Source organism: Morganella sp. Je.2.23, from assembly GCF_051129855.1.
Lineage (GTDB): Bacteria > Pseudomonadota > Gammaproteobacteria > Enterobacterales > Enterobacteriaceae > Morganella > Morganella sibonii.
Window position 1 is genome coordinate 822663 of sequence record NZ_JBCPSQ010000001.1, and the last position, 23733, is coordinate 846395.

The 23733-nt window shown below is 49.0% G+C and carries 22 protein-coding genes and 1 riboswitch; of the genes, 9 read left to right on the forward strand and 13 right to left on the reverse strand.

Features of this window, described 5'->3' with window-relative positions; genetic code table 11:
- Positions 1 to 76: 76 nt before the first annotated feature.
- Together AAZR23_RS03955 and AAZR23_RS03960 are read left to right on the forward strand one after the other, a co-directional pair.
- On the forward strand, positions 77 to 1945 hold the full coding sequence (locus tag AAZR23_RS03955) for an amidohydrolase (RefSeq protein WP_434692384.1): 1869 nt from the start codon (positions 77 to 79) through the stop codon (positions 1943 to 1945).
- Between the two features lie 72 nt (positions 1946 to 2017).
- Positions 2018 to 3613 carry an MFS transporter gene (locus AAZR23_RS03960; protein ID WP_434690652.1) on the forward strand — a complete coding sequence of 532 codons (1596 nt, stop codon included), beginning with the start codon at positions 2018 to 2020 and terminating at the stop codon, positions 3611 to 3613.
- Positions 3614 to 3679: 66 nt separating this feature from the next.
- On the opposite strand, the gene AAZR23_RS03965 is transcribed toward AAZR23_RS03960, so the two are convergent.
- The 4 genes from AAZR23_RS03965 to AAZR23_RS03980 all read right to left on the reverse strand — a co-directional run bounded on the left by AAZR23_RS03965 (position 3680) and on the right by AAZR23_RS03980 (position 10415).
- Positions 3680 to 5812 (reverse strand): autotransporter domain-containing protein, encoded by a 2133-nt coding sequence (locus tag AAZR23_RS03965; RefSeq protein ID WP_434690655.1) that lies wholly within the window; start codon positions 5810 to 5812, stop codon positions 3680 to 3682.
- A 1195-nt stretch (positions 5813 to 7007) separates the two neighbouring features.
- Positions 7008 to 8345, reverse strand: coding sequence for a YadA-like family protein (locus AAZR23_RS03970; protein ID WP_434690657.1), 1338 nt, complete (start codon positions 8343 to 8345; stop codon positions 7008 to 7010).
- A 181-nt stretch (positions 8346 to 8526) separates the two neighbouring features.
- Positions 8527 to 9264, reverse strand: coding sequence for a vWA domain-containing protein (locus tag AAZR23_RS03975; RefSeq protein ID WP_349416425.1), 738 nt, complete (start codon positions 9262 to 9264; stop codon positions 8527 to 8529).
- Between the two features lie 104 nt (positions 9265 to 9368).
- On the reverse strand, positions 9369 to 10415 hold the full coding sequence (locus AAZR23_RS03980; protein WP_434690660.1) for a hypothetical protein: 1047 nt from the start codon (positions 10413 to 10415) through the stop codon (positions 9369 to 9371).
- A gap of 82 nt (positions 10416 to 10497) precedes the next feature.
- Between AAZR23_RS03980 and rlmA the strand changes: the two genes are divergently transcribed.
- Positions 10498 to 11313, forward strand: coding sequence for a 23S rRNA (guanine(745)-N(1))-methyltransferase (gene rlmA / locus AAZR23_RS03985; protein ID WP_434690662.1), 816 nt, complete (start codon positions 10498 to 10500; stop codon positions 11311 to 11313).
- Positions 11314 to 11375: 62 nt separating this feature from the next.
- Here the strand turns inward: rlmA and mntP are convergent, their stop codons facing one another.
- From mntP to pabB, 8 genes are all read right to left on the reverse strand, one after another.
- Positions 11376 to 11945, reverse strand: a complete 570-nt coding sequence (gene mntP, locus AAZR23_RS03990) for a manganese efflux pump MntP (protein ID WP_166707663.1) — start codon at positions 11943 to 11945, stop codon at positions 11376 to 11378.
- Between the two features lie 6 nt (positions 11946 to 11951).
- Positions 11952 to 12149: riboswitch (yybP-ykoY riboswitch) on the reverse strand.
- A 157-nt stretch (positions 12150 to 12306) separates the two neighbouring features.
- Positions 12307 to 12765 (reverse strand): DUF986 family protein, encoded by a 459-nt coding sequence (locus AAZR23_RS03995; RefSeq protein WP_434690665.1) that lies wholly within the window; start codon positions 12763 to 12765, stop codon positions 12307 to 12309.
- A 121-nt stretch (positions 12766 to 12886) separates the two neighbouring features.
- On the reverse strand, positions 12887 to 13744 hold the full coding sequence (locus AAZR23_RS04000) for a PTS mannose transporter subunit IID (RefSeq protein ID WP_004237386.1): 858 nt from the start codon (positions 13742 to 13744) through the stop codon (positions 12887 to 12889).
- 13 nt (positions 13745 to 13757) lie between these two features.
- Entirely contained in the window at positions 13758 to 14555 is a 798-nt protein-coding gene (locus AAZR23_RS04005) for a PTS mannose/fructose/sorbose transporter subunit IIC (RefSeq protein WP_046892283.1), read from the reverse strand.
- A 63-nt stretch (positions 14556 to 14618) separates the two neighbouring features.
- Positions 14619 to 15602 (reverse strand): PTS mannose transporter subunit IIAB, encoded by a 984-nt coding sequence (gene manX, locus AAZR23_RS04010; RefSeq protein ID WP_181257634.1) that lies wholly within the window; start codon positions 15600 to 15602, stop codon positions 14619 to 14621.
- Positions 15603 to 16085: 483 nt separating this feature from the next.
- Positions 16086 to 17450 carry an L-serine ammonia-lyase gene (locus AAZR23_RS04015; RefSeq protein ID WP_107679806.1) on the reverse strand — a complete coding sequence of 455 codons (1365 nt, stop codon included), beginning with the start codon at positions 17448 to 17450 and terminating at the stop codon, positions 16086 to 16088.
- Between the two features lie 190 nt (positions 17451 to 17640).
- A complete protein-coding gene (locus AAZR23_RS04020) occupies positions 17641 to 18207 on the reverse strand; it encodes a CoA pyrophosphatase (RefSeq protein WP_434690671.1) in 567 nt (188 codons plus the stop codon).
- Positions 18194 to 19582 carry an aminodeoxychorismate synthase component 1 gene (pabB, locus tag AAZR23_RS04025; protein ID WP_434692387.1) on the reverse strand — a complete coding sequence of 463 codons (1389 nt, stop codon included), beginning with the start codon at positions 19580 to 19582 and terminating at the stop codon, positions 18194 to 18196. The genes AAZR23_RS04020 and pabB overlap by 14 nt, the downstream gene beginning before the upstream one ends.
- 124 nt (positions 19583 to 19706) lie before the next feature.
- On the opposite strand from pabB, the gene AAZR23_RS04030 reads away from it, so the two are divergent.
- Together AAZR23_RS04030 and yebF are read left to right on the forward strand one after the other, a co-directional pair.
- The gene (locus tag AAZR23_RS04030; RefSeq protein ID WP_046892279.1) at positions 19707 to 19898 is read left to right on the forward strand and encodes a YoaH family protein; all 192 of its coding nucleotides are present in this window, start codon (positions 19707 to 19709) and stop codon (positions 19896 to 19898) included.
- Between the two features lie 143 nt (positions 19899 to 20041).
- On the forward strand, positions 20042 to 20425 hold the full coding sequence (yebF, locus tag AAZR23_RS04035) for a protein YebF (protein WP_166707665.1): 384 nt from the start codon (positions 20042 to 20044) through the stop codon (positions 20423 to 20425).
- Between the two features lie 216 nt (positions 20426 to 20641).
- Here yebF and AAZR23_RS04040 read toward each other — a convergent pair whose 3' ends face one another.
- Positions 20642 to 20875 carry a DNA polymerase III subunit theta gene (locus tag AAZR23_RS04040; protein ID WP_025154120.1) on the reverse strand — a complete coding sequence of 78 codons (234 nt, stop codon included), beginning with the start codon at positions 20873 to 20875 and terminating at the stop codon, positions 20642 to 20644.
- Between the two features lie 237 nt (positions 20876 to 21112).
- Between AAZR23_RS04040 and ftnA the strand changes: the two genes are divergently transcribed.
- From ftnA to AAZR23_RS04060, 4 genes are all read left to right on the forward strand, one after another.
- Positions 21113 to 21619 carry a non-heme ferritin gene (gene ftnA / locus AAZR23_RS04045; protein WP_107679807.1) on the forward strand — a complete coding sequence of 169 codons (507 nt, stop codon included), beginning with the start codon at positions 21113 to 21115 and terminating at the stop codon, positions 21617 to 21619.
- A 191-nt stretch (positions 21620 to 21810) separates the two neighbouring features.
- The gene (copC, locus tag AAZR23_RS04050; RefSeq protein ID WP_046892276.1) at positions 21811 to 22194 is read left to right on the forward strand and encodes a copper homeostasis periplasmic binding protein CopC; all 384 of its coding nucleotides are present in this window, start codon (positions 21811 to 21813) and stop codon (positions 22192 to 22194) included.
- 7 nt (positions 22195 to 22201) lie between these two features.
- The gene (copD, locus tag AAZR23_RS04055) at positions 22202 to 23101 is read left to right on the forward strand and encodes a copper homeostasis membrane protein CopD (protein WP_434690676.1); all 900 of its coding nucleotides are present in this window, start codon (positions 22202 to 22204) and stop codon (positions 23099 to 23101) included.
- A 34-nt stretch (positions 23102 to 23135) separates the two neighbouring features.
- Positions 23136 to 23471, forward strand: coding sequence for a YebY family protein (locus tag AAZR23_RS04060; RefSeq protein ID WP_171819800.1), 336 nt, complete (start codon positions 23136 to 23138; stop codon positions 23469 to 23471).
- Positions 23472 to 23733 lie beyond the last annotated feature (262 nt).

Genomic DNA, 23733 nt, shown 5'->3' on the forward strand with positions numbered 1-23733 from the left:
GGTTATTTTTTTATGCCGTTTGCCACAACACGCTTTGATAACCAGTGAGTTCCTCATAAACAGGAAACACATCATGATGAATAAAATCTTCGCATCAAAAATATTTATTAACGGTGATATTCATACTCTCGATCGTGAAAATCCCGTTGCTCAGGCCGTTGCAGTCCGTGACGGTAAATTTATTGCTGTCGGAACCAACGATGAGGCCATGGAGTTCAGGAATGAAGAAACGGAGATTATTGATCTTAAAGGTCAGGTGATTATTCCCGGCCTGAATGACTCGCACCTTCATCTTATCCGCGGCGGGCTGAACTATAACCTTGAATTACGCTGGGAAGGTGTTCCGTCATTATCGGATGCTCTGGCGATGTTAAAAGCACAGGCTGATGTGACACCGGCGCCGCAGTGGGTGCGGGTTGTGGGTGGCTGGAGTGAGTTCCAGTTTGCCGAAAGACGGATGCCGACATTAGACGAGATCAATGCCGTTTCACCGGATACGCCGGTTTTTGTACTGCATCTTTATGACAGTGCGCTGCTGAATAAGGCAGCACTGCGGGTGATCGGTTATACCAGAGATACGCCAAACCCGCCGGGCGGGGAAATTCAGCGGGATGAGCACGGTAACCCGACCGGTATGCTGATTGCGAAACCGAATGCCATGCTGTTGTATTCCGCTTTGGCGAAAGGCCCGAAACTGCCTCTGGATTATCAGGTTAACTCAACCCGTCAGTTTATGCGTGAGCTTAACCGCCTCGGGGTAACCAGTGCGATTGATGCCGGTGGTGGTTTTCAGAACTACCCGGAAGATTATGAGGTGATCGCGGAACTGGCAAAACAGAATCAGCTGACCATCCGTATCGCCTATAACTTGTTTACCCAGCGTCCGAAACAGGAACTGGAGGACTTCCGCGAATGGACATCCATGGTGTCGCCGGGAGAGGGAACCGATTTTTTCCGTCACAATGGCGCGGGGGAGATGCTGGTGTTTTCTGCGGCTGATTTTGAGGATTTTCTGCAACCAAGACCGGATCTGCCGGACAATATGGATGCGGAACTTGAAGCCGTGATCCGCCACCTCGTTGAGCACCGCTGGCCGTTCCGTCTGCATGCCACCTATGATGAATCTATCAGCCGTATGCTGGATGTGTTTGAAAAAGTAAATAAAGAGATCCCGTTTGACGGCCTGCACTGGTTTTTCGATCATGCGGAAATCATCAGTGAAAAAAATATTGAACGGGTAAAAGCCCTGGGCGGCGGATTGGCTATCCAGCATCGTATGGCATTCCAGGGAGAATACTTTGCGGACAGATATGGTCATGAAGCGGTGAAACACACACCGCCGGTGGCAAAAATGCTCAATGCGGAGGTGCCGGTCGGTCTGGGAACGGATGCAACACGGGTGGCCAGTTATAACCCGTGGACAGCGCTTTACTGGCTGGTATCCGGCAGGACAGTCGGTGGTATGAAAATGTACGATGACAATAACCGGTTAGACAGAGATACCGCGTTAGAGTTATGGACTATCGGCAGTTCCTGGTTCTCTGATGAGCAGGGTAAAAAAGGGCAGATTAAATCAGGGCAGTTTGCGGATTTTATTGCCTTGTCTGACGACTATTTCCGTGTGCCTGAACCGGAAATTAAAGCGATTGAATCACTGCTGACGGTAGTAAATGGCGAGATCGTTTACGGTAACGGTATTTTCGGACCGCTGGCACCGTCGTCAATACCGGTTTTACCTGACTGGTCACCGGTTATTAAAGTCCCGGGGCATTATTCTTATTTACAGCAGGAAAATAAAGCCGCGATCCTGAATCAGTTACACCAGTGCTGCGGTTCGTGTCACGTGCACGGCCATCAGCATGATATTGCCCGTAAATCGTCTGTGCCGGTTGCGGATGATAATGCCTTCTGGGGCGCACTGGGGTGTTCCTGTTTTGCATTTTAATTATTGCTGTGTCTGTTAATACGGTGGCTGGTGGTGAAACATCAGCCACATTAAACCGGAGATCATATTCACATGACTAATCCGCAATCATCTGCCTGGTCACCGCTGCGTAACCGTGTTTTCTTTGTGTTATGGGTGGCGACATTATTTTCTAACATCGGTACATGGATGAATGATGTCGGTGCAGGATGGCTGATGACAAATCTGAGCCCTGATCCTGTCATGATCGCGACTATTCAGGCCATGACTACATTGCCGGTCTTTTTATTAGCTTTACCGGCCGGGGCTGTTGCTGATATTTTTGATAAGCGCAAGCTGCTTATTATTGTCAATATCACGATGCTTTTTGCCGCTGCATTACTGGCTGTTCTGGTTTATTCCGGTGCGGTCAGTATCGGCTGGCTGCTGTTTATTACTTTTATTCTCGGCGCCGGGGCTGCTTTTTCAGGTCCTGCCTGGCAGGCTATTGTCCCGGGTATTGTCGCGCCTCATGAATTAAAAGCGGGGATTGCGTTAAACAGTATGGGGATTAATATCAGCCGTGCCATCGGCCCGGCACTTGCCGGTGTGCTTATCTCACAGGTGGGGCTTTATCTTCCGTTTGTTCTTAACGCGTTCAGCTTTATTGCCATTATTGCGGCGGTGTGGTGGTGGAAAGGGGAGAAGCACAAAGAAAACACCTTACCGGCAGAATCTGTGGTTGCTGCGATGATTTCCGGGCTGCGCTATGTCCGTTACAGTCCGGCATTAATTAAAACCATTATCAGAGCCGCTGCTTTCTTTATATTTGCCAGTGCCTACTGGGCGATGCTGCCGCTGGTTGCCAGGGTATCACTTGAGGGTGATGCAACGTTATACGGGATCTTAACCACCAGTATCGGTATCGGAGCGGTCATCGGAGCATTCAGTCTGTCCGCGTTACGCGCACGGTTCAGCACCGGAATGTTAGTGACCTCCGGGACTGCCGGTACTGTGATTGTGCTGGTGATATTTGCCGTGACCACCTCGGAATATCTGGCGATCGCGGGCAGTATTATTGCCGGATTCAGCTGGCTGATCACACTTTCCACCCTGATGGTATCAGCGCAGACAGCATTGCCGGACTGGGTCAGGGCAAGAGGGCTGGCGCTTTATCTGACGGTATTTTCAGGTTCAATGGCATCCGGTTCATTAATCTGGGGGCAGATTGCGTCGCACACATCAGTCACGACAGCGCTGCTTGCGGCGGCTGCCGGTACGGTAGTTGTCTGGCTGTGTGTGCTGAAAGTAAAAATTGATCACGACAATATTAATTTATCGCCTTCTGAACATCTGATCCTGCCGGAGGAATTTCAGTATTATCCGGAGGATAATAAAAATCCGGTGATGGTGTGTATTCAGTACAAAGTGAATACAGAGCATCAGACAGAATTTTTTGACCTGATGGAACAATTGAAACGGGTCCGGCTCCGTGACGGAGGATATTCAAGAGGATTATTTTCAGTACCTGGTACGAGCGATGAATTTATGGAGACATTTATGGTGTCATCCCCGGCAGAACATCACCGTCAGCATAAACGGGCAACCGTGGATGATCGCCGGATTGACAGTCAGTTAAATGCCATTATTCAAAGCAAAACTGTTGTGCATTATCTTTCCTATACCCGGGAAACAAAAAAACTGAAATAAAACAGGAAATAAAAAATCCGGCAATAAATAAGTATTGCCGGATAATATCAGCTAATTTAAAAGTGCTTACCAATGGTATGAATAACTGAGGCCAACCTGTAAACCATCATTACGGTAATCAGTGGTGTGATAACCGATATCACCGCGAACTGTTGAGTTCTCATTAATAAAGTAATTTACACCGGCACGGGCATATGGTTTTATATTTTGATTGTCTCCGCGGTCATAAATATAATCAGTATCGTTCACATACTGAATATGACCGGTAAATGCATCGCGCTGATGGCGGAGTCTGATATCGGCACCGATACCCGCATCCAGTTCTGCACTCTGATTAACACGGTGTTTTAAATCAACACCAAGCTGTAAATCAAGATTTTTATTTCCGGCACGGCCGTAAGTTGCAGGGAAACTAACACCATTTGATTCAGTATATCCGGCTCGTGTGACATGGTGATATTTAATAGCAGCCAGCGGGGTAACCAGCGTATTTTCGCTGACGCTAATACCGTAACCGGTGGTGAATCTTACATAGTAACCTTTGATATCGGAATTACCTTTTCCGGTTTCCGTTCCGCGTTGTGCCCGGCGGGTAATTTCCAGATCCTGCTGTAAAAATGCGGCGGAAAGTTCACTGCTAAAGCCGGTATTATCACTGTTTTTCTGGTAACGTAACCATGTGCCGACGCCGGGATTATTACTTCCGCGGGTATCGTAGCCATCAGCAAGATTCGTATTCACCGCAAAATTCAGTGATGCGCCCAGCGTCCAGTTTTCTGCCGGTAAACGGAATGAACCAAATACGCCGGTAGCGACACGGCTGTTCCGGTGAACATTATCGTATTGGGTAAACAGGCCGGTACAGTAATTGTCATCGCCCATCCGGCAACGGCTTTCGGCGAGGTTATACAGCGCAGTCTGATACAAATCCAGAACCTGATAGTTGCTGTTTGCCAGTTTTGTCACTGTATTACGGGTTTTGGCGATATCAACAGGATTGGAAATAATAACCTCACCGGGTCCGGACGGTTCAACCGGCGTCAGAGGTTCAGCCGGGCCAACGGGTTTGATCGGCTCGACAGGTTTGACCGGCTCAACGGGTTTGACCGGGTCAACCGGTGTTGACGGCTCAAGTGGTGTCATCGGCGGTTTATAGTCCAGTTTCCATAAAACAGCGGATGTTTCATTGTTTTCATTCTGCACATAACCCGCAACGACTCTGCCGTCATCAGAAATTGCTTCAGCGCTGGATTCTCCGGCGAGTTCATCCTGAACAGGTTTCAGTTCGTACATCTTTTTTTCACCGGAAACGTAGACAAAGGCACGTTCGGTATCATCTTCATTATAAGACGATCCGACGATAAATTGTCCGTCATGTGAAACCGATGACGCACTGGAATACCCTGTATTATCTTTCTTCAGCGTACCGAGATCGCGCATACCTTCTTTATCAGTATGGCGGATGGCATGTGTTTCATCGTTATTGTCTGTTGACGAGCCTACGGTAACGAGCCCGTCAGCGGATACCGCATTAGCATTTGACTGGCCTGTGTTATCGTCTCTCAGTGTGCCCAGGGATACCATGCCGTTATCTGCGGTATATTTAAATGCCTGACCATTACCGGTGATGAAGCGGCCGACAATCACACTGCCGTCATGATTAACTCCGTTTGCTGTTGAGCTTTCAGAATCAGCCGGATTCAGTAATGTTATACCGTCCTGCTCCGTAAAACGGAAAGCCTTTTGGTCTGCAATACCGATAATAGTTTTACCATCTCCGGAAATACCCTGTGAGGCGACACTGGTAAATGCCTGTTGATCCGGAATACTTATATCGCCGGTATTGGCAATGTAAATATACATTTTCGATTTGACGTTATCATTTGCGTCAACTATATAACCCGTCGCCATATTACCGTCAGCGGAAAGGCCGGAGATATAAATGCTGTCATTGCCGGTGGCATATTTACTCAGATCAAATGAATTGCCATTTATAATAAGGAAGGGCCGGTAGTTATTATCCGAAATCTCATAAGTTCCGGCAACAATACTTCCGTCTGAAGATATTGCAGCAGCCTGGCCAATCTCTTTTATCTGTGAAACCTGATAGTCCATTGCGGAAAATGCCAAAGTGCTTTGTGATGCCAGAAATAATGCCAGCAAGGTTTTATTAAAGTGTTTTTTATGTTTTTCAGACATGGTGATATTCGTTTTTTCCAGATAATAAGGTTGTGTTGACTTATTGCATTGACAGCAATAAACCCGGCGTTAATTAAATAATGTTGCCAATAAAATTAGCGATATAAATAATCTGCGTCCATCATAAAAATCCGGCCGTATTGCGGAAGTGCCGGTCGAAATAGAGTCTGCAAAATCATTGTCAGTATGAGTATGACATCAAAATCATCCGGATGCTGATGCAAGCCGGGGGGGTCAGGAACTCCTGTATCTGTGTGTATGACTGCCATGTAATTTTGGGTTAAACCAATTTGGTGCGTAATTTATTGGGTTTCTGATCTTAAGGCAAATAAAAATTGCGCCTGAACACGTTTTTTTAGTAAAAAAAACAGATAAACGCCTTTTCAGGTTTTCGGAGATGGATTTTCAATCATAAAATCTGATAATTCTCACTAACGCGATATTATCGATGTGCGTAGTTGTGTTTGTGTCAGATGGCTGATGTGATAAATATGCGATTTACAAGATAAAAATTCATTAATAACATAATGATATAAATTTTATTGCGTTGTGTCATGCTTTCGGTGATAAAGCATTATCAACTAATTGATAGCATGGGACGGATTATTTCAGGTCCCGGCTGTACGGCATGCAGATCTTTCCGGGAAGGTGTAAAGCGGACAGAAAACGTATCAAAACAAAATGAGTTTCATTATCAGGTTTGCAGGGGGAGGAGCCGATACTCATCAAAAAAAGATTTCGAAAACAGTATATTTATTGACTAAATGGATAAGTAATATCATTATATCGTGATGGGTTTCACATAACTAAAATAAAATGAGTAGCGCTATGGATTCTGAAAGAGATGGGTAACAAACACGGATTAGTATTTCTTGAGCAAACATTGAAGGGTATATTCAGAACATTACTCGCACTGATTGTAATTGTATTTTTATCCTCGGTTGTTTTATTTTCTGTACTCTGAGGAATCAGAGTTAGTCGCCTGTTCTGAACTTAAGGTGAGTGTTAAATTCTGATTTTTCCGGCATATTATTGGTATTTTTGTTTTTATATTTTGCTTAGTTGCCGCTGTCCGGAACCAGTTGCCGGATAAAGGTTAACGCCCCGGGAAATAAACGTTATTAATGTAATGGCTGCCGGCGCAGAATAGCAAAATGGTATCCGGCCGGTAGCCTGTGTTACTTTTAGCTGTTTATTACCATTCCAGATTCATACCGGCACCGTACATAACATCTCCGCCGTTTGACGCAGAAGTCGCAAGGCTGGCTTTAACCGCGACATTTTCATTAAAACGGTAGCCGCTGCCGACAGCAACGGCATTTTCAGAGTTATATCCGCCGACAGCCGCGCTGAGGTTAAATTTACCGACGTTATACGGCTGGAACAGGTTTGATGTGGCGGCGGACATTGCAAAACCGCGCTGCATTTTGTCATTCAGCTCATCATAGCGCAGCTCCAGTTTATCAATACGGGCGGCGTTGTGCGTTGCCAGGTTATAGGCACTATTCGCGGTATTATTGGCTTTCTGCGCTGTGGTATTGGCGGTATAAGCCGTATTACGGGCATCAACCGCATTGGTATTTGCCGTTACCGCCGTTTTTTGTGCTTCAGTGGCTTTACCGTCCGCGGCATCTGCCGCTTTTTTGGCATCCGTTGCTTTCGTATCAGCTGCTTTGGCCGTGTTTTCTGCCGCAGTGGCGGTATTATTGACCACGTTCAGCTGGGCAATATTCGCAGCATCGGTATCTTCTGAACCACCGGCGACATTGGTGATCCGGCGGTAAGTATCTTTCTCACCCCATTGCGGGGCTTCTGCTTTTTTCCCGATGGATAATTCACCGGTGTACTGAGCCGCTGCATCGGTTTTGTCCAGGAAGCGGGCATTACCGCTGGTTTTGCCGGCAACAGAGCCGGAACCCAGAGCGATGGAGTCAATGGCTCCGCCGGTGACTTTTGCATCACGGCCGATAGCAACGCTGTTGTTGATTTCAACCGTACCACCGAACGGGTTATCAATAGTACCACCCGCACCGGCGCTGGCATTGCCGCCGATACTGATCCCGCCGTTTTTCTGTTTCGCGGCATCACCGATGGCCACACCGCCCATTCCGTCAGAAACGGCTTTGCTGCCGAGGGCAACAGAGCCTTCACCTTTGGCAACCGCGCCATTACCGACAGCCATTGACGGAGCTCCGGCCTGGCCATCTGCGGAACCGTCAGCATAGGCACTGTTACCGATAGCAATATCAGAATCAGACTTTGCCACCGGTGGTTTTGGCTGGTTTGCCGGTATGCTGCTGTTCGGGTTTTCCGGCGGGATTTCATTTTTATCCGCTGTGTTACCAATGATAATCGTGTTATTTGCATCGTTACTGATAAACCCGGAACCTAATTTAACACCGGCAGATTGCTCTATTTTACCGGTAGCAAAATCAGGCATTGAGGTTGTGACATCATCACTTTCATCAATACCCGGTGCGGCAACAGAGATAAAAGGAATCAATGCTAAAAAAAGATAAGATTTTTTAAACATAATTACACCTCGTGGTTGTTATTGGCATTAATATAGTCAAATTGGCGTAATTATCCGGCTGAACTTTGGTCATTTAATGTTCATGATAAGCAGAGTTACGGGGAAAAAAGAATGGCGGGACGAGAAAATAAAACAGTACGGCGAACCGTACTGTTTTGGTGAATAAATAAGAGGTGTTTTGTTATTTTTTACTGCGTTCGTTGTTATCTTTTTCGACGTCAGCTTTCCAGTCGGAAGTAATCGGTTTTGATTGCTGTTTTACTTCAACAGCTTTATTCACCGCTTCATACGCTTTGCCATAACCGGCTTTATCCTGCACATAACCGGTGGCGTTGTCGCTTTTAATTCCGATATTTCCTGCTTCTGCGATCGCATCAATATTGGCACCGAGGAAAATAAAGTCCCACTTATCTTCTTTTTCCGCAGAATTAATCATTGCTTTGATCTTATCCCGGCTGTATTTACTGCTGCTGTTCTCTTCACCGTCGGTAATAATGACAAATAACACATTATTGTTTTTGGTAATTTTCCGGTTTTCGCGGATTTTTTCAATTGTTACGCCGACCGCATCGAGTAATGCGGTATTACCACCGACGGTGTAATCATCCGGGGTCAGGTTTTTGACTTTACTGATAGGTTCGCGGTTGTGCAGTGTGCTGTTTTCCTGGTTGAATAAAACCGTTGTGACGTAAATGTTTCCCTCTTTTTTACGGTTTTCCGCAAGAACGGAGTTATAACCGCCGATGGTGTCCTGTTCAAAACCGGACATTGAACCGCTTTTATCCAGAACAAAGACCAGATCCAGATCAGCTGCGGCGGTTTTTTCCGGCGCTGCCGGTTTGGTTTCTGCCGCGGCAAACAGCGAGGCTGAAAACAGCAGCAAAAGTGGTGTAATAAAGGTACGGGTGAATCCGGACATAGATATTCCTTATATGGCTCCGGGGGCGGAGAGTAATCTGACGGGTAAAGCTGTATTCTGCGTTGAACAAAAAATATTCACAGCAGATTTATCCGATTAGCGGGTCACTCCGTTTCTTCTGTCCGCCGTAAAATGGCAGTGAGATGCCCGGTATCCTGATACCGGTGCAGATAGCGGGAAACGTCCTCTTCCCATGTACTGCCGTCACCCAGTATTGCCCGGCTGCGGGTGGAATGGCGTCCGTACCGGTTCTGATACAGACTGATTAATGTCTGGTTGATCTTGCGGACGTCCGGGCGCGGGGTTTTATCCATCTGATGCGCTATTGCCCGCTGTACTTTTTCAATCGCGGCAGGATCCGGCTCATAGCTGCATTCATGGTACTGGCTGAGCACAATAAAGGATGGCGGAATATTTTCATCATAAGCTGCCTGCAACCGCAGATGGCCATCCAGTATAATGTAGGATGCCAGACCGCTGATATACCAGACCAGCACCGGTGGCAGTTTTCCTTCGCGGGCCACTTTGCGCCAGTATTTCAGGCGGCTGCTCTGAGGTTCAACGGTATAGCACGGCAGCAGCCGGTAACCGCCGAACCACCAGTCCACAAATATAACCCGTTCGGGGGATTGCAGATCAGGTAAATCACCGGGGTATAACTGCCAGTCCGCATTACTGATATCTTTGGTGAACGGCGAACGGAAGCACCATTTTTCGCGGGGATGCGGTGCGCTGACAATATAAGGGGCGGACGGCGGTGTAATATTCATCGGGCGCAGCAACCACTCTCCGGCGGTGAGCAGCGGGGAGGACCGTTCCTGTAAATCACGGGCAAAGTACCGGCACCACTGCGGGGTTTGTTCTTCCGCCGGCAGGGCACTGATTTTTTGAGTCTGCTGCGCACGGAGCGGCGATAACAGATTATGCTGATCAGGATGATCCTGATTATAAACCAGCCAGACACCGCAATGGTCGCGCAGAACGGTTGCCCAGAACAGCGGAGTGCCGCGCACCTGTAATTGCATCCGGCTGTTATGACCGCTGAGCAGAGCCGGTGCATCCTTATTTGCCGTTTCCGGATTAACCCTGATGAGCAGGCTGTGCCATTGCTGATAATCATCAATTTTATCCTGCCACCAGTAGGTTTTCATGGTATGGTTTCGCCTCAGATTTTCCGTCACCGGCACAGGCCGTTGCCGGTTGCACCTTTACATTATTTCACAGTGAATGATTATGTCTTACCAATGTCCGCTTTGCCAGCACCCGCTGACACGCCGTTCCGGCAGTTACAGTTGCGAAAATCACCATCAGTTTGATCTTGCGAAAGAGGGATATATCAACCTTCTGCCGGTTCAGTTCAAGCGCTCAAAAGAACCGGGTGACAGTAAAGAGATGATGCAGGCACGCCGGGCATTTCTGGATAATCATCATTACCGTCCGCTGCGGGAGCAGGTGATCGCTGCATTTGAGCAATATTTACCGGCACAGGCAGAACAGGTACTGGATATCGGTTGTGGTGAGGGCTATTACACCAGTGCGCTGGCGGAACGCCTTGCAGCACGGCAGATTACGGTTTACGGGCTGGATGTGGCGAAGGTCGCAGTCCGCTACGGGGCAAAACGTTATCCGCAGGTCAGCTTTTGTGTGGCTTCCAGCCAGCGTTTACCCTTTGAGGATAACAGTCTGGAGGGCGTGCTGCGGATCTATGCGCCATGTAATCCTGACGAGTTAACCCGGGTGGTGAAACCGGGCGGTATTGTGATTACGGTAACACCGGGACCGCGTCATCTGTATCAGCTGAAATCGCGTATTTATGATGAAGTACATCTGCATCCGCTGAAAGAAGAACATTTTCCGGGATTCGGCCCGGCGGAGGAACAGCAGGTGGCTTATCCGATGGTACTGAACGGTGCGGATGCTCTCGCTCTGCTCTCCATGACACCGTTTGCCTGGAAAGCGACGGATGCGGTCAGAAATCAGCTGGCAGCCGAAACCGCATTTTCCTGTGAAACCGATTTTCTGATCCGGGTATACCGCCGGGAAGGATAAGTCAGATTCAGAAACAACAAGACCCGCCGGAGCGGGTCATCAGAACGTATCACCACTGCGGATTAACCGATGTGTTCATACAGAATGGTGAATCCGATAATAATCAGTACAATCCCGCCGATAATTTCAGCCCGTTTGCCCAGCAGCGGGCCGATATAACGCCCGAGTATCATCCCTGTGGTGGCCATAATCATGGTCATCAGCCCGATAGTCATCGCGGTATGGACAATATTAACTTCCAGGAAGGCAAGACCGACGCCAATTGCCATGGCATCCAGGCTGGTGGCAACAGCGGTGGTTGCCAGATGTAATGCGCTGTGACGTTGTGGTTTTTCATGACGGGCACAGCAGTCATCACCGGCAGTGACACTGTTGTAAATCATACGTGCACCGAGGATAAACAGCAGTGAGAAGGCAATCCAGTGATCCCATTCCATCACATACTGACTGGCATAAATGCCGATTGCCCAGCCGATAAGCGGGGTGACAGCTTCTATTATGCCAAAGATAAAACCGGTGCGCAGTGCTTCACGTAAAGGTGGTTTGTTCAGGGTAGCGCCTTTGCAGACAGCAACGGCGAAGGCATCCATAGACAGGGCCAGGGCAAGGACGAGGGTGGCGTAAAAACTCATAAACTCAGTCTCGGTCGGGTAGCTTATCCATATACACACAATCCAACCCCGACCTCCGGTGAACTGCGTGTCTATGGTCTTGCCAACCGAAACGGCATCCGCACCATGCTGATATAATATCACGCAAGTATGTTGACACGGATTTTCTGTTATTTCTCTGTGAGGTTAATAACAGAACAGGCTACTCCCCAATGACGTGACCGGAAAGATATCACAGAAAATAAAAAAGGCAAGAATATATATTTTAATTTATAAAGATGCTAATGAGAATGATTTTCATTACTGGGTTATTTAATAAGAAAATAAAGACTAATATTATCATTAGTCTTTATTTCTGTAGGGGGATAAAAATCAGGGGTTATTATTTATGATTAATCATAAAATTATAAATCTTTTGTAAATCATCAAGATGGGTGACTTTTATGTAAATTTTTAGATTTTCCAAACCCACAAGAAGAATGCCGTCTTCTGATAAATTCATTGTTTTTATTCTGTCATATTTAATATATGCATTGGCGTAAAAAAAGCCATCCTGTTTAAAATATAACTTTGGTGAACGAATAAAAGCCAGATAAATTGCAATGATAATACACCCGGAAAGTAAATAGGTTGTTAACGGGCTGCCGTGTCCGGTTATATTATTATAAATAACAATACCGATAAGCAGGATAAAGATCACGGCATCAGCGCGATGGTTACGGCGCAGTTTTATCCGCAGCTGTGTTTTACCTTTCAGTGTGTTAACAATAAATTCGTCATAAACGGCAAACAGCAGCATCAGCACAATCACAGCCAGCAGAACAATATCATTTACAGTCATTGTGGTTCTTTCCCCTGAAGTGAAACAAAAAACGGGAGGCGAGCCTCCCGTTTAAACTAACATATTCATTCTGAAAATACGCGTTCTGAAAATATACGTCCGTTAACGCGCGTGCTGCCGGTTACAGTCCCAGGAAACCAAAGACGTAACCCAGAATGCCCAGCACAAAGAAGCCGATAATAATCAGCAGGGCATTCACTTTGTGGCGCAGCAGCCACATACAACCGAATGTCAGCAGCAGCGGCATCAGGCCCGGCATCAGCTGGTTAAGGATAGTCTGGACAGTGGTGATTTCCATCTCGCCGGTGGTCGGGTTTTTAATTTCCGACACCACAAGCGGGATATTCACTTTTGTCCATTTATTCACCAGTGCACCCATAACAAACAAGCCGAGGATTGACGCCCCCTCTGTCAGTTTCTGCAGGAAGCCGCCGCCCATATCCTGAACAATATCCAGTCCTTTTTTATAGCCGTAAGCCACACCGTAATAACGGGTTGCCAGGCGGACCAGGTTAAACAGGAAGAAGAACAGTAACGGCCCGAGCAGGCTGCCGGTCATGGCAATCCCCGCACCGAGGGCAGCAAAGACCGGACGCACGGTACCCCAGAAGATCGGGTCACCGACACCGGCCAGCGGTCCCATCAGACCGACTTTGATACCGTTGATGGCACCATCATCGATAGCCGCGCCATTCGCACGCTGCTCTTCCATCGCACAGGTCACACCGAGGATAGGGGCAGCCATATACGGATGTGTGTTAAAGAACTCCATATGGCGTTTGATAGCCTGTCTGCGTTCTTCATTATTTTCCGGATAAAGACGGCGGATCACCGGTACCATCGAGAATGCGTAGCCCATCGCCTGCATACGTTCAAAGTTCCATGAACCCTGAAACAGGTTTGAGCGGATGAAAACACCCCGGATATCGCTCTTTCTTAACTGTTTTCTGCCGGTTACGTTGCTTGTAGTATCAACCATGTTGCTCACCTTCTTAGTCTAACTCGTTATCCAGGTCGTTTTTGCTGCCGGCAGCGACAACGACTTCCGATTTGTTGTATTTCGGACTGAGCTGGATATACAGCACAGCCATAACCGCACCGATAACACCCAGCGCAACCAGGTTGAAATCAGTAAATGCCGCGGTAACGAAACCCAGATAGAAGAATGGCATCAGGTAGCCGGCACGCATCATGTTGATAACCATCGCGTAACCGACCACAACAATCATGCCGCCTGCGATATTCAGACCGTTGGTGACCCAGTCCGGAATCGAGTCAAGCATTTCACGGACAACATCAGTACCGACAGACACGGCCACAATGACAGCCGGGATAGCGATACGCATTGCCTGTAACAGCAGAGCACTGACGTGGATCATCCCCAGAGCGGTGAGATTCCCCTTATCCGCCGCACGGTCACCCATGTGCTGGAAGGCAACGGTGATGGTACGGACAATAATGGTCAGTACCTGACCGGCTGCCGCCAGCGGAATCGCCAGCGCGATACCGGCACCGATATTCTGACCCCCGGCGATAACCAGTATAGTGGAAATGATGGATGCCAGCGCCGCATCCGGTGCCACTGCCGCACCGATGTTCATCCAGCCGAGCGCGATCATTTCCAGCGTACCGCCGATCATGATCCCGGTTTTCATATCACCCAGTACGATCCCCATCAGCGTACAGGCGACCAGAGGGCGGTGGAACTGGAATTCATCGAGGATTGACCCCATACCCGCGACACAGGCAACGATGAAGACCAGAACGATTTGTACAACGGAAAGTTCCATTGTGTTTCTCCTTTAACCAGTCATTTTGCAAACAACAAATTTTGTATTGAGTAATGGGTCAAATTAACTTTCAGCTTTGCTGATTAAATCCATCATTTTTATTTTTGAATCGGTGGAGACTTTACGGACTTCCAGCTCGATGTTGCGGTCATTGAGTGCTTTAAATGCCTCAATATCTTTCTCATCGATGGAAACCGCATTGTTAACCTGTTTTTTACCTTCGTGGAAAGCCATCCCGCCGATATTAACCGATTTGATCTCCACGCCGTCTTCCACCAGGCGCAGAACATCGGCCGGGTTGGTAAACAGGAGCATACAGCGGTCATTGGCGTATTTCGGGTTATTCCAGACACGGACCATTTTGGCGACATCCACCACGTGCGCAGTAACACCCGGAGGCGCGACCTGCTTGAGCAGTGTTGAGCGGACCGTATCGTTGGCGACATCGTCACTGACAACAATAATACGTTTGACGTTGGTTTCCTTGGTCCAGCGGGTGGCGACCTGGCCGTGGATCAGACGGTCATCGATACGGGCGAGGGCGATAGTCATGTGTCCGCCCGGGCCTGCCGGTGCCGCCGGCTGTGCGGCCGGTTTGGGTGCAGGTGCCGCTTTCGGTGCCGGTTCGTCCTGTGCTTTCAGGGCGCGGATACCTTCGCGGCCGGTTTCCAGTGCGACCGCAACCAGTTCCTGTAATGACGGATTGTCATCGCGGCACATAAAGGTTTCGACCAGCATCGGTACGTTGACGCCTGTGACTATCTCATAATTACTGTTGCCGCCTGCGGCCTGGTCCTGCTCGGTTACGATGCGGTTTGCTGCGTTGAACGGGCTGCCGCCCCAGGTATCAACGAGGAATAAAACCCCGTCAGCGGTTGATAAACCGGGCAGCTTTTCATTGTACTTCGCATATAGTGTGTCGGCATTTTCCCCCGGTACGAAATCGATGAAGGAGACGTTCTCCTGTTCACCGATCAGCATTTCAGTCGTGCGCAGTAACTGCTCAGCGGCTTTGCCGTGGGTGCCAATCATAATGGCTATACTCACCTCTGTTCCCCCTTAACATCAGACAGGATGGTTCTTGTGTATTACACAGAATCTTTTATGGGTCAGGAAAAAAACCGTAAGACTCCAGTGTAAAGATAGTCTCAGGCCCGTGATACCGCTAATTATTTACGTTTAAGCAGCGGTAATTAATTTCGGGGCGCTAATTAAATGACAGAGTAACATTCTATGGATGTAAAAAAACTTGCTTTCCGTCAGAAAACAACAAAACAGAAACATTAAACACTTAATTATAGTTAATTATTGTGTTGAAAGAGTTATTTCTCAGAGTGATGGGTTGTGAATGAGACATTTATCAGAGTGTTGTGTTGATGGGTTTCACATATTGTTAGCATTTCTGCCTGAAAACAGGGTGGTTTGATTGAAAAACAACCGGTGCTGATGCGCTTCAGGTAAAAAATATCCCTGCAATGTTGCAGGGATATTAATGTTACCGAATTATGTTTTGAGACTTAATTCACAAAATCAGTCGCACTGAACCTTGATTGCAAGACCGCCGCGTGATGTTTCACGGTATTTGGCGTTCATGTCTTTCCCGGTTTCATACATAGTTTCGATGACTTTATCGAGAGAAACACGCGGTGCGCTGGTACGGCGCATAGCCATACGGGCGGCGTTGATCGCTTTCACGGAGGCAATGGCGTTACGTTCGATACATGGCACCTGAACCTGGCCGGCAACCGGGTCACAGGTTAAGCCCAGGTTGTGTTCCATGCCGATTTCAGCTGCGACACAAACCTGTTCCGCACTGCCGCCGAGGATTTCAGTCAGACCGGCCGCTGCCATGGAGCAGGCTACGCCGACTTCGCCCTGGCAACCGACTTCCGCACCGGAGATAGATGCGTTCATCTTGTACAGAATACCGACCGCGCCGCAGGCGAGGAAGTAGCGGAGGTAGGTTTCCGGCGTGACTTTCTCGATGCAGTGATCATAATACGCCAGCACGGCAGGTACGATACCGCAGGCACCGTTTGTCGGTGCGGTGACCACACGGCCGCCCGCGGCGTTTTCTTCGTTGACGGCCAGTGCAAACATGTTAACCAGATCAACCACGTTCATCGGGTCTTTGGACAGATTACCGGCTGAGTTGATCAGGCGGTTCAGCGCGGCGGCGCGGCGCGGTACACGCAGCGGCCCCGGCAGAATACCTTCGGTTTCCAGACCGTGGGCGATACAGTCAGTCATGGTTTTGTAGACATCGGCGAAATACGCGTCGATCTCTTCACGGCTGTGCATATCCAGCTCATTTTTCAGCATCAGAGAGGAAACTGAAAGCCCGGTCTGATGACAGTGATTGAGCAGCTCTTCAGCTGACGCATACGGGTAGGAAACCGGTGTTTCATTGGCGTTATCCTGACCGAAATGCTCTGCATCGACGATAAACCCGCCGCCGATGGAGTAATAGGTTTTGGTGTACAGTTCTTCATCACCGGCAAATGCAGTGATGCTCATACCGTTTTCGTGCAGCGGCAGGTTACCGGTGTGGAAATTCATGCCGCCTTCACGCGGGAAATCCACGGTCTGCTGACCATTGGCCAGTGACAGACGCTCAGTCTCTTCCACATTGCGGATAAAACCGGCAATACCATCGATATCAACGGTTGCCGGTAAGTTCCCGGCCAGACCCATAATGATGGCGATATCGGTGTGGTGACCTTTCCCGGTTAAGGAGAGTGATCCGTAGACATCAACAGAAACGCGGGTCACACGGGAAATCAGACCTTTTTCAACCAACTCATCAGCAAACTGCTTCCCGGCTTTCATCGGCCCTACGGTATGGGAGCTGGAAGGACCAATACCCACTTTAAACATGTCAAAAACGCTAATCACGTCAGACTCCTTAAAAAACAATGTAATAGTGATTTATCGTAAAGCGCGTTACTTTACTGTTATTTGCTCACACGGATAAAGTAGTTTATCGCATTTTTCACTGCGTAACAGCGCTTTCGGATAAAAATCGGGCATACCTGATGAAAAAAAACAGGGGGAAATAGGGCAGAAGTGTGAAATCGGTTACAAATCAATCATTTTTCACTTGCGTTGCGAGACGATATAAAATACCGGCTGTTAATCCCCAAATCATCCGTCCTTCATACAGGTAAAAATAGAGGCGGCGCTCTACGGTATTACGGGCCATATCAATGTAGCGGTAACGGCTCAGATCAAGAGCGGCATCAAGCGGCAGTTCAAAGATATCCGCCACTTCCTGCGGGTTACCCGACAGCGGCAGTGATGACGGAATAATCCCGACCACCGGCGTCACCCTGAAACCTGTCACACTGTCCACCGGCGCCATCTGTCCCAGCACCTGTACAGACTGCGGCGGAATACCGACTTCCTCGCGTGCCTCACGCAGTGCCGTGGCGATGGGGGATATTTCACCGGGGTCCGCCGCGCCGCCCGGCAGGGCAATCTGACCGGGATGGGAACGCATCGACGCGGCCCGCTGTGTCAGCAGAATGCCGGGCCGCTCTTTATTGGTAATGGGCAGTAACACCGCCGCCCGGCGATCACGCTCACCGGCAATTTCTGCTTCAGAGGGGCGGGTTAACTGAAACCGCGGAATAAAGCGTTCAAGCGGACTCATTTTTTCTCTCCGGCAGCACCGTCAGGATGCGGCCCAGTTTATCAAACGTTTCCTGGTATTCGTCCGCGGCACGGCTGTCGGCGACAATTCCGCCGCCAGCCCGGCAATAGAGATGGTTGTCTTCCGCGATCAGGGTTCTGATCGCGATATTGCTGTCCATAGTGCCGCAGGCGCTGATATAACCGATAGCGCCGCAGTAAGCGTGGCGGCGGACAGGCTCGAGTTCTTCAATGATTTCCATCGCGCGGATTTTCGGCGCGCCGGTAATGGAACCGCCGGGAAAACAGGCCCGCAATAAATGTGCCGCCCGGCATGCCGCAGGTAATTGCGCGGTGATGGTGCTGACCAGATGCCAGACCGCCGGAAAAGGCTCAACAGCAAACAGCGACGGTACGCTGACCGAACCCGGAAGTGCCACCCGGCCGATATCATTGCGCATCAGATCAACAATCATCAGGTTTTCCGAACGATCTTTCTCTGACGCGGCCAGTGCCTGTTTTTCTGCCTCGTCAGCCTGCGGATCAGCCAGATGACGGGGACGGGTACCTTTGATAGGACGGGTTTCGGCGGTGCCGTCTTTCAGCCACAGGAAGCGTTCCGGTGACACAGATAACACAGCGGCATCCGGCAGGCGGAGAAATGCGGAAAACGGCGCTTTGTTTTCGTCATTCAGCCGCAGAAAAGCCTGCCATTCATCCCCCTCATACGGAGCGGTAAATCCCTGCGATAAATTGACCTGATAACAGTCACCGGCCTGTAAATAGCCATGAATACGGGCAATATTGGCGTGATATTCCGTTTCGGTCATATCGGACTGCCAGTCACCGGTCAGGGCGAAAGGCACGGTTTCCGGTGCGGTCTGGTTTTCCAGCCAGTGCAGACGTGCGGCGGGATCAGTATAAGTGATTAATGTGGCGCAGCGGCGCTGGTGGTCAACAATCACCGCCCAGTCATAAATACCGACGGCCATGTCCGGGACAGAGAGCTCATTGCGTGCCAGCGACGGCAGGGATTCAGTCCGCCGTCCGAGATCATATCCCCACAATCCCATGGCTCCGCCCGCAAACGGATAATCATCGTGCGGCAGCGGATTCAGCCCGCACTGCACCAGTGCAGCATCCAGTAACTGAAACGGGTCCTCATTTTGACGGACACACCGGCCCCGGCTATCTTCAGTTAAGGTTTCATCCCCCCGGGTGGTCAGGGTCATCAGGGGATCGGCGGTCAGAATATCAAAGCGGTTATGCTGATGTTGTGCACTGCCGGAGTGCAGCAGCATGGCCCACGGCTGATGTGACAGCGGGGCAAACAGGGCCAGGGCAAGACCGGGCTGGTATTCGAGCGGTGTCAGTACAGGTACGGAATGTGATGTCATCATTAAATTTGTCAGTAATCTGTGTCCGGAAACTGCCGGTTATTTTATCGGAAAACAGGCGGATGCGTACCGCCATCATTATGAGTATAATGTGTTTTTTACTGAAATGTTATAGAAGGTGATTATGTTTACCGGAATGCCCGCGTTAAGTCATGAAGAACAGCAGGCCGCTGTTGAGCGTATCCATACCCTGATGCAGGAAGGAATGAGCAGTGGTGAGGCCATCGCACAGGTTGCGGCAGAGTTACGCGAACGGCATCACGGTGGTGAGCAGATCCGCGCGATGTTTGATGAGGAAGATGACGACAGCGAATAACAGAAACAAATATTTAACAAGTGTCACAATTTCCTGATAATAAATATGTTAGTTTGTATCAATAAGCATTAAGTAAAATTTGATTAAGCGCTATTGTATAAAAATGACATTTAGTCTCTTTCGGGATTAAAACAGGAGGTTTTATGAAAGCAATGAATCTGTTCACCCGTACCGGATTGGCAGGTGCAGGTATTCTTCTGGCATTCAGCGTCAGCGCACAGGCGCCGGCGACAGCAGAAGTCAAAAATGAGCGTATGGTGACGTTCCCGTCGTGCGAATCGCTGAACAAAGATCAGATAGCGGCACAGGTGAAATATGATTTTGTGCAGAGCCGTTACCCGCGCTGGCAGGATGATAAAGCGCTGCTGGGCAGCAAGCCGGTTGCCTGGGTTAATGTGGCGGAAGTGACTGAGAAAGACGGTAATTACAGTGTGCCGCTGGTAGTGCGCGGCTCGAAAAAGCAGGTCAGCTATACCGTTGATATCAATTGCGCGGCGAAAACCATGACTTACGGTCTGCCGCAGTAATGACACTGACGGTTAAACCGTAAAAAGGCGTGCAACTGCACGCCTTAATATTGCAGACAAAGCAGGATAAAACGCGGTTTTTCCTGCTTTGTGTTATCAGCCGAAAATCAATAAATTGATTTTCCTGATTTATTTTTACAATATTTGTCGGTCGTCGCCAACCCCTGCGGGTTTGTCGACGGCCTGAAGGCGTGCTCAGGCACGCCTTTATTATATTCAGCGTTTGGCGTTCGGCTCATACGGCAGGCGGGATAATCCGGCACTGCGCTGACGGTAAAACACCAGACGTTCGGCAAAATAGGCACGCAGGGATTCCGGCAGTGTCTGCTGCACCTGCTCGGCGATCACCGGCATATTATAGCGCTCTTTAAAGGCGACACCGGATGCGGCTAAGTCCGCATTGATTTTATCCATCTCTTCCTGACTGAGTTCGGCAAGATTATAACCCACGATATGCTCCTGTAACGGCTGACGGCCTTAACTTAACTGAGCTTCCGCCGGACTGCAAGCCCGGATTAAAGCGTATTCAGTTTGCCAGTAAAGAGAATGCGATTAATTCTGATTATCTTTACAAAATCATTTTGTTTTCAATATGTTGTGAAATTATTAAATAGCACTTTTCTTCCCGGCAGGAGTGTGCATAATGACCGCAGATGATGAAATAAACTATTACTCAGGAGCCTGTATATGTTAAAGACGGATATGGTCAAACAACTGAATGCCCAGCTGAATCTTGAATTCTATTCCTCGAATTTATATCTGCAGATGAGCGCATGGTGTGCTGATAAAGGTTACGAGGGTGCTGCCGCATTTTTAAAAGCGCATGCCGCGGAAGAAATGGAACATATGCAGCGCCTGTTTAATTATCTCAGCGATACCGGCGCGATGCCGCTGCTGGGAGCCATCGATGCACCACCGACTGAATTCGGTTCAGTGAGTGAAGTTTTCACTCTGACGCTGGAGCATGAAAAATTAATTACTGATGAAATTAATAAACTGGTACATGCTGCGCTGACCTCACAGGATTACTCCACCTTTAACTTCCTGCAATGGTATGTGGCTGAACAACACGAAGAAGAAAAACTGTTCAAATCTGTACTGGATAAATTTGCGATGGTGGGTGACAGCGGTAAATCGATGTTCCTGCTGGATAAAGATCTGGGTCGCATGGCGAGCGAGCCTTCAGCAAGCTGATTATTGCTGACAGCATTATTATTTATAATATAACCACACAATTATCATAATGTACTGATATTTGTGTGGTTTTTATTTGTGTTACCGATCACAAAAAACACTCTCCGGCCTGTGAAGGTTTCCGCAATACCCCCGGTTGCGCTAGTATGTCCCGCATAATTACATCACCTGCAAAAATGAGGCATACCATTATGTTAACTAACCTGACGGCGCACTGGCGCAAATTATCTGCTGTTGTTGTTTTATTCGTTGGTTTATCCGGCCAGCAGGCTTTCGCGCATGCGCATGTCAAAACGCTGGTACCGGCGGCTGATACCGCAGTGACCGGATCGCCTGAACATATCTCACTGGACTTCTCCGAAGGTATTGAACTTAAATTCAGTAAAATCAGTGTGAAAGATGCACAGAATAAGAGTGTGGCAGCCGGAAAACCGGAACTGGCGGAAGGGAATGATACCCGTCTGATCCTCCCGCTGACGGAAACGCTGCCTGCCGGTGTCTATCATGTCGAATGGAAAGTGGTTTCTGTTGACGGACATAAAACCAACGGTGACTATCAGTTTACGGTGAAATAAGCCGGTTATGGAACCGACACCGGAAGCGCTGCTGATTATCTGCCGCTTCATTCATTTTACGGCCGTGATGCTCCTTGCGGGCTGCGGCCTGTTCTCTGTCCTGCTCTCCGGTGACCGGGTGGCGCTGCTGCTGCGGGTCAGGCTTCGTTACACTGCGCGCTGTGCAGCGGTGCTCACGGCTCTGACAACTGTTCTCTGGCTGTTGTTACAGGCGGCACTGATGGGGGACGGCTGGGCAGATATGCAGGACCCGGACATTATATTCGCCGTACTGTCGACATCTTTCGGGGAGATCTGGCGCTGGCAGCTGATGCTTGCGGCGGTTCTCTGCGGCGGACTGCTTCTGCCGGCCGGCAGAGCACAAAGTTCTCTGTTCCTGGTGTGTGCGGCTGTGATGCTGGCGCTGCATGCGTTTACCGGCCACGGTATGCTGTACAGCGGCTGGGCGGGGCGGTTATATCAGCTTAATCAGGTTGTTCATCTTCTCAGTGCTGCTTACTGGTTCGGCGGATTATGGCCGTTCCTGGTCTGTCTGCTGATCCTGCTCCGGCGGGACACGCTTGCCGAGGGGCTGCCAAAGGACGTTACCGCGACACTGATCCGTTTTTCAAACCTGGGTCACCTTGCTGTCTTCCTGGTACTGGCAACCGGCCTTATCAGCACTCTGATGCTGCTGCCGGACTGGCCGCAGTGGAGCGGCAGTGATTATCAGGCACTGTTGTGGCTGAAAACCGGGCTGGTACTGACGATGGTCCTGCTGGCGGTGATCAACCGTTATGCGGTAGTACCGAAAATCGCACAATCAGGCCGCTTCCGCCTGTTGATGATTAACAGCTGGATTGAGATAATTCTCGGCACACTGGCCATTTTAATGGTGGCGATTTTTGCAACTTATCAGCCTGCGTAACTCTCATGCGGGCTGACAACCGGGACATACGATGATGAAAGCTCTGGCATTAATTCCTCTTTTACTGGCGGGAGCGGCACAGGCTGCGCCGCTGAAAACCATCAGCAAATTCCAGTTTGGTGAGAAATGGCCGTTTACCCGTGAGGAAGTGATGATCAACTGCCGGGACGGAAATGCACTATGGGTGATTAATCCGTCCACACTGATGTCATACCCGCTGAATGATGTGGCGGCACAACAGGCGAAAGAGCAGAAAATAAAAGTGACTGATCTCTCAGTTATTACATTAAAACAACCCGGAAACCCAGAAAAAGAGATGGATCTGACCCCGGTGAAAGAGGCTGCCGGTGCGCTGTGTGGTGATAAATAACACATATTAATTATGAAATTTAACGATTAATATTCGGTTATTAATTAACCAGCTGAAATATAAGCCATTTAAATCGGATATATGTTAACGATTTGATAAATAAATATTTTGCATATGTAATCAAACCGACTAATCTTAATCATGTAGGTTGTACGATATTTTCAATGGCAATTTTAGCGCACGGCTCGCTACGAGCCTTTTTCCCTGGACCGGATAGAGGACTTTATCCGGTCTCTTTTTTATTCCCGCCGTTTTTTCTCTC